At 51.9% G+C, this 12,093-nt stretch carries 6 protein-coding genes; 3 read left to right on the top strand and 3 right to left on the bottom strand.

Features of this window, described 5'->3' with window-relative positions:
* Positions 1-22: 22 nt before the first annotated feature.
* Both Q4526_RS15805 and Q4526_RS15800 read right to left on the bottom strand, forming a co-directional pair.
* Positions 23-1,195 (bottom strand): tyrosine-type recombinase/integrase, encoded by a 1,173-nt coding sequence (locus tag Q4526_RS15805; protein WP_215978078.1) that lies wholly within the window; start codon positions 1,193-1,195, stop codon positions 23-25.
* 250 nt (positions 1,196-1,445) lie between these two features.
* Complete coding sequence (locus tag Q4526_RS15800) at positions 1,446-2,108, bottom strand: TetR/AcrR family transcriptional regulator (protein ID WP_215978077.1); 663 nt, start codon at positions 2,106-2,108, stop codon at positions 1,446-1,448.
* Between the two features lie 92 nt (positions 2,109-2,200).
* Between Q4526_RS15800 and fabF the strand changes: the two genes are divergently transcribed.
* Positions 2,201-3,442: a beta-ketoacyl-ACP synthase II gene (gene fabF / locus Q4526_RS15795; RefSeq protein ID WP_215978076.1), complete on the top strand. Its 1,242-nt coding sequence runs from the start codon at positions 2,201-2,203 to the stop codon at positions 3,440-3,442.
* Positions 3,443-4,024: 582 nt separating this feature from the next.
* Here the strand turns inward: fabF and Q4526_RS15790 are convergent.
* A complete protein-coding gene (locus tag Q4526_RS15790) occupies positions 4,025-6,763 on the bottom strand; it encodes a kelch repeat-containing protein (protein ID WP_303609693.1) in 2,739 nt (912 codons plus the stop codon).
* Positions 6,764-7,441: 678 nt separating this feature from the next.
* Here Q4526_RS15790 and Q4526_RS15785 point away from each other — a divergent pair.
* Both Q4526_RS15785 and Q4526_RS15780 read left to right on the top strand, forming a co-directional pair.
* A complete protein-coding gene (locus Q4526_RS15785; RefSeq protein WP_215978074.1) occupies positions 7,442-9,244 on the top strand; it encodes a carbohydrate-binding protein in 1,803 nt (600 codons plus the stop codon).
* 410 nt (positions 9,245-9,654) lie between these two features.
* On the top strand, positions 9,655-11,973 hold the full coding sequence (locus tag Q4526_RS15780; protein WP_215978073.1) for a beta-galactosidase: 2,319 nt from the start codon (positions 9,655-9,657) through the stop codon (positions 11,971-11,973).
* Positions 11,974-12,093: the final 120 nt, after the last annotated feature.

The raw sequence follows: 12,093 nt of genomic DNA, 5'->3' as shown, positions 1-12,093 counted from the left end.
GTGGTTGGTTTGGCGCTTACCATCAGGCGTTCTTTTCCTTTGACAAACCCGGGATAGCTTTTCTCGGCTTGTCCCATTCGAGTTTCTGCGTTAATTCCGCCATGCCCCCGCGTTTCGCCTGTATACGCTTGGCGTATTGAGTGAGCATCGCCATGGATTTCCAGCGCCCGGATAACATGATCTTCGCGGAATCCACATTGCCCTCAACCATCTCTTGCGCCGCACCCACTCGGTTGGAGTGTCCGGAAAACACCGACGGCTCTAACCCTAGCCGACCGGCCGTGCGCTTAAAACAACGCGACACACCGCGCTCTGACAGTCGATCGCCCATTTTGCCGCTGGAGTAAATCCCGCGAAAAATTGCCCCCGAGCTTTGGCCGCTGCGTCGCTGCCAACCCAGAAGCAAATCGGTGGTGTTACGAGAGAGGTACAGATACGTGCCGTCGCCGTCTTGGTCGGTTTTATGCCAATCCAGTTCCAGCAAGCTGGAGCCATCCGAGTCGAGGCGCAAGTCTTCCCAATCGAAGCGGACTAATTCGGACTGTCGGCAAAGCGTCTCAAAACCCACAAAGAGTAGGGCGATGTCTTGGCAATCTCGGGCGATAGCCGGGTCGAACAACGAGAGCGCCTGCTCCAGGTGAGCCACCCGCAGTCCCTCGGCTTGGCGCCGTTTATTCTTCACCATCTTGCGAATCCGGCCCAGCCGGTTCTTCACCTTAAAGGAGGCGCGCGGGTCGTCCAATTCTAGGGCGTTGGCCCAAGCCACCAAACTGGATACCCGTCGGTCGATGGCCGAGCGTTTGCGGCCTTCGGCCATCATGTAAGACAGATACGCATCCACCACATAATCCTCAAAGGGTAGCGGCGGGTAATCCATGCGCACGCAGTACTCCACGTACTGACACAGATCGCTGTAGCGGGCAATTTCGGTGTTGTCGGGCACGGTGTCCAGCATGTCCATTGAACGGCGATCGAAGCGTTCAAATAACTCCCACGGCAGGACTTGCTGCAAGCTTTTAAGCAAACGGTCGCGGTAGCCAGCAATTTTTAATTGATGCGGGGTTTTACGCGGAATAATGGCTTGAGCGTCCAGCGTGCCATTCACCCGGTGGTCGGAACGCTGCTTCACGTTCTTTTTACCCGCGGCAACCCGAGCGGCGTTTTTGTCGCGACCACCGGAGGGGAATTCGCTCATTCAACGGCTTCTCATATGTGGTTAATTATTGACCGCATGGTGGCATTTTTATCTATATATGTCAAATAAGTACAATTATAGGACACATGTAATTACTCAAAATTTAACCGAATTAATGTTGGTATCATTCTGATTAAATTGTAAGTAGAGAGCCAATTATCGAGCAGTCTTGGGGCAGTATATTCTCACACTCGATGAGTGCTGATCAGAAGCCACGCAATGCCCTTCAAGTTCAGTAATAAACATTACCTCAGTTGGAAAAGGCCCCTGCCTCTGCATTACCAAAGCCCCCTTCCCACTCACTTTCCTTGACGCCAAGTATTTGTAGGATGTTGCGCTGGGCGGCGTCGAGGATGTTCTGGCGCTCCTGGCCTCCGGGCAAGCTCTTGGCTATGGCTACGGCGCCTACCAATAAAGCGAGTATAGAGCGAGACTTATTGGCGACAATATCACGGTCGGATTCAAAGGGGAGCTTCTTGAGGCGGCTTAGGGCGATCAAACGTGTTTCCAGCATCTTCTTAGTACGCCAGTATGAGGCTTCGAACAATGTGCGAATCTCAACGCTATCGTTACCAATCTCATTGAATAACACCGATTCTGGCCCAGGCTTGTGCCGCCGTTCCAGTTCCTGAAGATTCCAACAGTTGGCGACCAACGCTGTCAGATGCTTCACTGACAGCGGCCCCTTGACCAACCTAGCTGCACGACTATTCTCCAAGGTCTCTCGTACCGAGGCGCGATAAAGCGCTTCCTTCGAAGCGAAATGAGCATAGAAAGCACCATGGGTCATCTTCGCCAATTTCATGATCTGGCCGAGGGAAACCTTCTCGAAACCATGGCGGCTGAACAGCTCAATAGCCGACCGGAGGATCCGCTCCCGCGATTTTTCCTTACGGTTCGTTGAGTAGGGCACGGTGTACTCATCTTCTCAAGCTAAATATTATCTTGATCATATCAAGGCCGGTGCTAGTGTAGCAGGACACTCATTAATCAGGAACACCCGCCATGCAATCACCACTCGTTATCACCGGTATGGGTATGATCAGCCCCCTCGGTAACAGCGTCAAAGCGAGCTGGGAGCGTCTACTTGTCGGCCACTCTGGTCTCTCGCCAATTACGCGCTTCGATACCAGCAACCTACCGATCAAAGTCGCAGGCTCGGTCCCCGACATCGCCAACGACCCCGAAAACGGCTTCGACCCGAGCCAGGTGATCGACACCAAGGAGCGGCGTAAAATGGAGCTGTTTAGTCTTTACGCCATGGCCGCCGCCGAAGAGGCGCTCACTCAGGCCAATTGGTTCCCGTCAAGCGACTCGGACCGACTGGCCACCGCCACCATCGTGGGCTCGGGCATCGGTGGCTTCCCCACCATCACACAGGCTCAGAACACCTTGATGACCCGTGGCCATCGACGACTTTCCCCATTTACCGTACCGGCCTTTCTGGCCAATCTGGCGGCGGGAAATGTATCAATTCGACATGGCCTCCGAGGACCGCTGGGGTGTCCTGTAACCGCGTGTGCAGCTGGCATACAGGCCATCGGTGACGGTATGCGCCTGATCCGCAGCGGTGAAGCCGAGGCTTGTATCGATCCATTGTCGCTGGCCAGTTTCCACGCTATGAAGGCCCTCTCTACTGAGCAGGACCACCCCGCTAAAGCATCGCGCCCCTTCGACCAGTCACGCAACGGCTTCGTCATGGGAGAAGGCGGGGGACTGCTGGTAATCGAAACGCTAGCCCACGCCGAGGCTCGTGGAGCCACGCCTTTGGCCACTCTTAGCGGCTATGGCACCAGCGCCGATGCCCACCACATCACTGCCGGTCCGGAAGACGGAGCTGGAGCCGCAGCAGCCGTTCGCACGGCGCTAAAAATGGCGAACCTCTCTCCTGAGGCGATAGACCACATCAACGCCCATGCCACCTCGACGCCGGTCGGTGACCGAGCCGAGATCGCCGCACTACGTAACGCTTTCGGCGACAGTTTAGCCAAGATCCCCATTTCCGCGACCAAGTCGTCCACTGGTCATCTGTTAGGTGCCGCCGGAGGCGTGGAGAGCATTTTCTCCGCTTTGGCTGTTATGCATGATCGTCTCCCCCCGACACTGAATTTAGAGAATATTGACGAAGAGCTGCAAGATTTAGATATCGTCTCGGGCTCGGCACGCGAACACACTACTCAACACGCGCTGTGTAACGGCTTCGGTTTCGGCGGAGTAAATGCTGCTCTGATTATTAGTAAAATATAGAGCCAGAGCTCTGCAACCAAATACTGCCCATCAAACCTTTCTGTCAAAAGAAAAATTCTACATATTCGAGGGCTCCGTCGCCCAGGGTGAGCTTAGACGGAACGAAAGATAATGGTAAATAGCGGATATGGTAGCAACAGATAAGCCTAGAATTGTTGCAATGGTTGCAGAATATATGCCGGCCTGTTGACTTGATATAACACCAAAATTGTAGCTTTGTATGATTGGCAATAAACCAAAAAATACACCAGAGGTTAAACCTAATGCTCCACAGGTAATGCCTATATTTTTACCATGCTTCATATGAATACCATTCCATGTAAATTTGTAATCCCCCCGCTTATAAAAGCCTTGGATTATTGGGGGGATTACACGTCAATTATAATCACTAATACATAACTTTGCGGCCGCCCTACAACTGGAGCATAGCGTCCAGATAGAGATAAACTATCAAGACCCGAGCGACTTGGACGAACCTACTACTGGTCAATCGGCAGGCACCTATCAACAGAGGTTCACTGAATATTAATTAACGCCATCGCCTACCTTATGAAACAAAAACCTAAGGGCTCATCAACTCTACTAAGCATCTTTTTCCCGCTTAACAAGTAAAACCCAATCCCGGCCATCGTTCGTCGGTGGCAGGCCTATTTCGACCCAATCAGAACCCTGCACAGATTCCACCGATCCGGGCTTTAGCCCTCCGCCGCGCTGTGGATCAAACCACAATAGCGCATAGCGGTGCTGCTCTGGCAACTTCATCACCCCAGTACGACCTTCAGGCAAGTAAAGCGTGTAAAGCTCGCCCTCTTTAGCAAAACAATAGCTGTCGGCGCGATCAATAACACCGCTGGCACAAGGGGTCATATCCCAATAAGGTAAATAAGCAGTAAAAAAATCCAGCGCGTGGCGTGTTTGTTCCCATAAATTGTGGCGTGTGCGAAAATCCTCTACCGACAAATCATTGGAAGGAAAGCGCGCGCCAAAATACCATTCGACACCTGCACCGCCACCCAACAAATGTCCCCACAGTGCGTGACGTCGCAAGCTGGTGTGCGTACCCGCGTGAGAGTCGGGCATAGCGCCTGTGTGCCACTCGCCAATTTCATCCATGGTAATAACCCAAGGCGCACCGGTACTGTCAGATAACTCGCGCCACTTACGCGTCTCACTGTTTACTGTCGCACGGTTAGAAACTTGAAGCGACAACCCGCGCAGCGGCTGAAACCCTAACAGCGGCCCAACAATCTCGTCTTTCTCAACCGCAAGCGAGTGGGTGTGTAAAAACACTGGATGGTGGTAGGGGTCATTCGCACTAAAATAAGCGGCCATAGCACGCCGTTGGGCATCGTTTTGCCCTTCAGGGCTCCAGTGAACAGGCCCGTTTTCTTCGCCTAAGTTCCACACTACCCCTGGATTATGTGCGAAACGAGCGATTAACTCACTGTAATATAAAGACCGCAGCGGACCGGTATCGCCATTATCCAACAACAATTCGTTTTCGGTTTCTTGCGTCACTATGTGCAGCAAAATACCTTTAGCTTGCATATGCTCAAAAAGGATATTCCATTGCTCTAATTTACTCACATCAAAGCGTGTAAATTCGTCGGGCTGAGTGTAAGGCCAAACATCTTTTCCATCACCCGTCAGGTTTAACGTTAAGAAGTAAGCCGCATTTACGCCCTCCGAGGCTAAATAGTTCATCGCCCCGACAATTGCTTTGCCCTTACCGTCGCCCCACTTCGGATCACCCGGAAGCCAGTCTTTCTTGTGAGGAGCATAGCGGTGAATGGCTTTGTCAGGCGCCGCTTCACCACTGCGAGCCTCATTATTTAATCGACGGGTATTATCAAAGTCGACATAGGCCAGAAGATTTTCAGGGCTGTTGGTGCCACCTTTAAGCCAATGGTTTCCCGATTGTTTAAAGGTAAAGTAGCCATCCTGAGTCTGCAGTAAGCCGGCATCGGGCGCGCGAAAGTCTGGTGACTTTTTGTTTGATTCAAGCACTTCAAAACTACCGTTTGCCGAACTAATTGCAATGCTTTTACCCAATGTCGGATCACGCTCAAGCGCAATATTATCGCCATGCTTGAGACTCGCATGGTACTCCCACGTACCAGCAACCTCTGGGCTAAAGCGCACTTGCCACACATTACCTGCACTCGCGCCAGTATTTGCTGCATCTCCATCGGCTGCATAAAAGCCTCGCACTAAAAAGCGTTTATCGCCGGAGCGAAACTCAACCAAAAGTCGATAATCGGTAAACGGGTTTACATCGGCGTTCTCTTCCGTGGCGGGGCCCTCAAAGCTCAACGTCATACTGTGATGCTGCATGGGCTGCACCTTGTGATTTTTCTCTAACTTAGAGTCTGATGCGGGCTCAATATCAACACCAATACTTATCGCCGCAGCATCTGATGACGGTAGTTTAAAACGTTCAATACTGCTTAATTCTGGCTCACCACCTCGCTTGCCACAACCTGATGCCAAATAAGCGTAGTCACCGATAATCACAAAGGCAGACCCGTGACGCCCCTTCACGAGCGAAGGCCACGCGCTCCAAGAATTGGTTTTGGTATCAAACGCCTCTACTTCATCGTGGGCTGGAACCTGAGTATCACTTTCGCCGCCGCCCACGATTAATCTGTCGCGCCAAGTCATCACCATCGAGCCAGAGCGCCCAGTGGGTAGTGCCATGCTGGCATCGGTAGCCTGCCACTTACCCGTCGCGAAATTAAAAATATCACCATACAACTGCGACGGACCAAAATCATTACCAACCGCATGATTCGACTGTCGCCCGCCGAAGGCATAAAGCTTTTCGCCAATAACCGCCGCCGAAAAATGGTCACGTTTGTGCGGGGCGTCAGGCAATACACGCCATTCGCCAGTGCTAGGATCGTACTCGTCAAACCAGTTTACATAACCATTTATATGGCCGTTGGTGATACCACCCACCATATAAATTTTATTGTTATGCACCACCACTCCCGCACCGCCACGCTGACGTTCGGTCGGGATATCGTGCAACATCTCAAACCGATCTTCAGCAGGCACATAAGCCATCACCTTGGTTAAAGGTTTTTCATTGGGCCAACCACCCGACATGGCGCCCAGTAAATAAATTTTCTCCCCCAGCGTCACCGCCTGAAAATGATGGATCTCTATGGGTGGTTTAGCCTTAGCCTCCCAACTGTTCGTCGCCGGGTCATAAACGTCTGTTGGGTTAATGCGTCGTCCGCCCAGCAAGTAAAGCTTGCCCTCAAACGCCACTGCCGACGCCTCATGTCGTGGCGTAGGCGCGCCCTCAGCACTTAGCATTTTCCATCCTCCATCTAAGGTTCCGCCACCATTGGAGGCAAGAGCACAAAGGGGCAACGACAGAACCAATATAGCGAACGAAAAACACAGATAGTTACGGATACAATTCATGAGCATTCATCTTTTTTTAAATTTATTTGAGTTATCACAAAGAAAAGAAAATATTTTTTCAGCCTGCCATAGGTCAAATGCTAATTACAGTCAATATTAGTAAAGAGCAACCACCGGATATGCAGTAAGTGATGAGTATTACACATGGCCTTGTGTCTGGCACTGGGATTGGAAAATTTCTCGTATGGTTCGATTGAATATTCCGTACACTCTTTAATTAAGGGGCCCTTGCAATACTTGTCGTATTAAAAACTTAAAGCGTTTTAACAAATGCCCGAATGGCCTATTGCTCAGGTTCAATATAGGTAGTGTAGTTCCCCGCCGCCACGTGGCGATTTGGCACCCATTACTGCCAAATAGTAAGGGCCGTCACTGCTTTGATATAACGAAGTAAGGGGAAAGTTAATAGCACAGGCCTGAATTTCGCCCTGGAATCTAGCGTAAGAAAAAGTACTGCGTTTTGTGACTTTACTCCTATATTGCATACAATATAACGTATACAATGACAAGGTGAAACGCTTAATCATTCACTTAAACTTACAACAATAACTTAATCAGAGGCACACTATGAGATACAAAACCTCCTCCTTACTCGCCTTAGTGCTGTGCAGCTCTTCATTCGCAGCCGACTGGGACGGCTTACCCGTTCCCGCCGACGCCGGCAGCGGCAACACCTGGCAACTGCAAAGCAATGTATCCGACGACTTTAACTACTCAGCCCCGGCCAACGGGAAAAGCGCAGCTTTTTACGATCGTTGGTCCGAAGGCTTTATTAACGCCTGGCAAGGCCCGGGCCTAACCGACTACCACAACCCCAATTCACGGGTTGAAAATGGCGAGCTGGTGATTCAAGCCACCCGCAAACCCGGCACCAACGAGGTGTACACCGGCGCCGTGCACACTAACGACAGCATTCAATACCCGGTGTATATCGAAACCAGCAGCAAAATAATGGATCAGGTGTTGGCTAACGCTGTATGGATGCTTAGCAGCGACTCCACCGAAGAGATCGATATTGTCGAGGCTTATGGCAGCAGCCGCCCCGACCAAACCTGGTTTGCCGAACGCATGCACTTAGCTCACCACGTGTTTATTCGCGATCCGTTTCAGGATTACCAACCAAAAGACGCCGGCGCCTGGTATACCGATGGCCGTTTATGGCGCGACCAATACAGCCGTGTTGGGGTTTACTGGCGCGACCCGTGGCACCTGGAGTACTACATCGATGGGCAATTGGTACGCACTGTTACTGGCGTAGATATGATTGACCCCTACGGTTTCACCAACGGCAACGGCTTAAGTAAGCCCATGCAAATTATCGTTGATGCCGAGGACCAGGACTGGCGCTCAGATAACGGTATTGTCGCGACTGACGCCGACTTGGCGGACAGCAGCAAAAACCAATTCTACATCGACTGGATTCGCGTTTATAAGCCGGTACCAGACGCCAACGGTGGCGGCGATAACGGCGGCGACAATGGTGGAGATAACGGTGGTGGTAATGGCGGCAGCAACGATATTACCAGCAGCGTCGACTTTGATAACTTTTTTGCCACCGGCAAAGTAGGCAGCGCTGTTGCCGGCGACAGCTTTACTGGCTTTAACCCATCGAGTAACGGCAACATCAACTACAACACCGTAGGCGATTGGGCCGAGTACAGCATCAATGTACCTGAGGCCGGAGAGTATCGCTTGGAGCTGGACACTGCTTCCACCGTAAGCTCAGGCCTCGGTGCCGACATCAGTATTGATGATGTGTTTGTCGGTACAATTGCTATCTCGCAAACCGGCGGCTGGGAGAGCTACCAAACGTTTAGCCTCGCCAACACCATCAACATCGGTGCCGGCACCCACACTCTGCGTGTGCAAAGCGCAGGCAGCTCGCAGTGGCAGTGGAACGGTGACGCGATCCGCATGGTTAAAGTCGGCGAGGGTTCAACCGACGACCAAACACCACCCTCTACACCCACCGAGGCGATCACTCTGGAAGCCGAAAGCTTTAACAGTACCGGCGGGCCATACGATGGGTTTCAAACGTATACCCAAAGCGGTATTACGGCCACCAACTACAACCAACGTGGCGACTACGCGGAGTATAGCCTGTCGGTACCTGCCGCAGGCAACTACAACGTGAGCGCTTTTGTCGCCACCCCCGAGAGCGGTTCAGCCATGACGCTAACGCTAAACGGCAGTGCGCTGGTTAGCTTAGACGTACCCTCAACCGGCGGCTGGAACACCTTTACTGAGGTAAGTGCGAGCGGCGCGGTGGCCTTACCCACGGGTACTCACACCCTACGGGTAACCAGCTCCGGCAACACTGCCAACACCTGGGAGTGGAACGCCGACCGATTTGTCTTTACACCGCAATAAGATCTTTAAACCCAGTGCGACTTATCAAGTCGCGCTGGGTCCCTTCATAGCCCGCCGCAAACGTTTCAGAAAAGACCTATAAGAGAATTTTCTACCGGGAAATTGCCACATTTTACATCTCGCCAAGAGCAACTTTAGTGTGTAACCCAACGGCCTTTTGCAGTTGCAAACGCTGGCAATCCGTCTCTAACATCAATACACCCACAATGGCTATCAGGCACCTTTTCGCCATACCGCCGTGCTTCCTTGCGCAAAACAGCCTGCAAAATATCCGCATACAAGCTGTTAAATATTGTTAATTTGTGTTTGACTACCACCAATAACACATTGTATACAATTTACATTATTTGATATTTTATCTAGTATAACGGCAAGCAATTATCAACTTATCGCCCAGAAAGGAAATAAAAATGACCTTAAAGCCTTTAGTTCTGGCTATTGCCATAAGTGCGGCTCTCGGCAGCGCCTGTAGCAATCACAATGGCAGCACATCCGACCCCAAACAGCAGGCAAACGAGCAGCTCGCGCCGCGACAACTGCCAGCAACCCTAGTGGATATCAGCCGCGCCCAACAGCAGGGCTGGCTCACAACAAAGCAAGCAGAGCTCAAGCCTACCTCTGGTACAACGCTTAATGTACGCTTTCCCGCCTCGGTACACACTCCGGCACTTACCATAGAACCAGCTACGCCCTGGGACTTATCACACCTCGATGACTACAATCTAGCCTTCGAGGTAAACAATCTGTCACCGGTATCGACGCATTTTTACGTCAAGCTGTCCGACGCCAACGGTAGCAGCCAGACACGCGAGCTGAGCATCCCCAAAGGGTATCAAGGCAAGGTGTTTTTCCCTCTTGCGGGTGAGAAAGCCGCCACTGATAAAGGCATGTGGGGCAATCCCATGCCCTGGCCCACCGACGAGATGAAAATGGTGTGGCGCTCTTGGCATCAAACTTTGGACATGAGCCAGATCAGCAAAATCTCGGTTTATACTATTGGCGTATTACAAGATCGTACACTCGAGATCGGGGATATTGTCCTGCGTCCTAACCCAGACGCGGGTGCCGACTGGGCCGCCAACCTGGTGGATCGCTTCGGTCAGGCGGCCAAAAAAGACTCGCCCCTTAAAGTTGAATCCGAGGCCGAGCTTAAAGCCATTGCCGAGCGCGAGCTCAAACAGCTAGCCGAGCAGCCAGGGCCCACAGACCGATCGCGCTTTGGCGGCTACAAAGATGGCCCCAAGCTTGAGGCAACCGGCTACTTCCGCACCGAAAAAATCGATGGCAAGTGGTGGATGGTAGACCCAGAGGGAAATTTGTTTTTCTCCCATGGCCCCGCCAATGTGCGCATGTCCAACCTCACCACCCTGACCGGCGTGGACTTTAAAGATCCTTCGGTGCGCGTGGTACACGCCGATGAAGTCACCCCAGAAGATTCCATGGGTATTATTAACGTCTCGGACGAGGTTCGCGAAAGTCGCTATGTGATTAACGAGACCCGCCACGATATGTTTGAATGGCTACCCGGCTACGACGACCCGCTGGCCGATCACTACAGTTACCGCCGCTCGACTCATAAAGGGCCAGTGCCCCACGGTGAAACCTACAGCTTTTACCGTGCCAACCTAGAGCGCCGCTACGGCGAAACCGCGCCCGAGTCCTATGTGAAAAAATGGGAAGAGGTGACCCTCGATCGCATGAACAGCTGGGGCTTTACCTCGTTTGGCAACTGGGTGGATCCGGCGTTTTACCCTAACCAACAAGTACCCTACTTTGCCAACGGCTGGATTATTGGCGACTATCAAACGCTATCGGGCCACACCAACCACTGGGGCTTAATGCCCGACTTTTTTGACCCGGTATTTGCCGATCGCGCCCGCGCCACCATCGAAGTCATTGCCAAAGATGTGCAGGCATCGCCCTGGTGTGTGGGTATTTTTATCGACAACGAAAAAAGCTGGGGGGAGCGCGAAGGCAGTATCGAAGAACGCTATGGTGTGATTCTCGACGCCCTAAGCAAAGACGCCGCCCAAAGCCCGGCCAAGCAAGCGTTTACCGAACGCTTACAAGCGCAATATTCAAGCATTAAGGCATTAAACCACGCCTGGAATACCGACTTTAGCAATTGGAGCGAATTTGCCCAAAATGCCAACACCGAGCAGCACTCGGACGCGCAAGTGGCCGATTTATCGACGCTGTTAGAAGCGCTGGGCGAGCAGTACTTTAAAGTAGTACACGGCACTCTTAAAGCGTACTTGCCCCATCACCTATACATGGGCGCACGTATGGCCAACTGGGGTATGCCCGATGAAATTATTAAAGCCTCGGTGAAATACACCGACGTACTCAGCTTTAATATTTATGAAGAGGGTATGCAAACCCATCAGTGGGACTTTTTAGAAGACATCGACTTGCCCGTTGTCATTGGCGAGTTCCACATCGGCGCCACAACCGACTCCGACAACTTCCACCCGGGGATTGTTAGCGCCGCCAGCCAAAAAGACCGTGCACGTATGTATAAAGCCTATATGGAAAGCGTACTCGAAAAAGACTATATGGTAGGCGCACACTGGTTTCAGTATGTGGATGAGCCAGTCACCGGCCGAGCTTTTGATGGTGAAAACGCCAATATTGGTTTTGTCACGGTAACCGACATCCCCTACCCGGAGATGATCAAAGCTGCCAAAGACATCAACTACAACATCTACCCAAAACGCTACGGCAAATAATGCATGGACTCTTTACCCCGCCTACGGGCGGGGTCTTTTTAATAGCATTACCCCTTCACGGGTGTGAAGTTTATCAAGGTCGGCACCAGCACATGGATATTCCCACCGACAATAAAAGTT

Source organism: Gilvimarinus sp. 2_MG-2023 (assembly GCF_030547685.1).
Taxonomy (GTDB): domain Bacteria; phylum Pseudomonadota; class Gammaproteobacteria; order Pseudomonadales; family Cellvibrionaceae; genus Gilvimarinus.
Note: the sequence above shows the minus strand (reverse complement) of the source record. Positions and strands in the feature narration are given on the sequence as shown.

Excerpts from the sequence above, each read along its gene's own strand:
- Q4526_RS15805 (WP_215978078.1), bottom strand. The coding sequence starts at position 1,195 with ATGAGCGAATTCCCCTCCGGTGGTCGCGACAAAAACGCCGCTCGGGTT.
- Q4526_RS15790 (WP_303609693.1), bottom strand. The coding sequence starts at position 6,763 with ATGCTAAGTGCTGAGGGCGCGCCTACGCCACGACATGAGGCGTCGGCA.
- Q4526_RS15785 (WP_215978074.1), top strand. The coding sequence starts at position 7,442 with ATGAGATACAAAACCTCCTCCTTACTCGCCTTAGTGCTGTGCAGCTCT.
- Q4526_RS15780 (WP_215978073.1), top strand. The coding sequence starts at position 9,655 with ATGACCTTAAAGCCTTTAGTTCTGGCTATTGCCATAAGTGCGGCTCTC.
- fabF (WP_215978076.1), top strand. The coding sequence starts at position 2,201 with ATGCAATCACCACTCGTTATCACCGGTATGGGTATGATCAGCCCCCTC.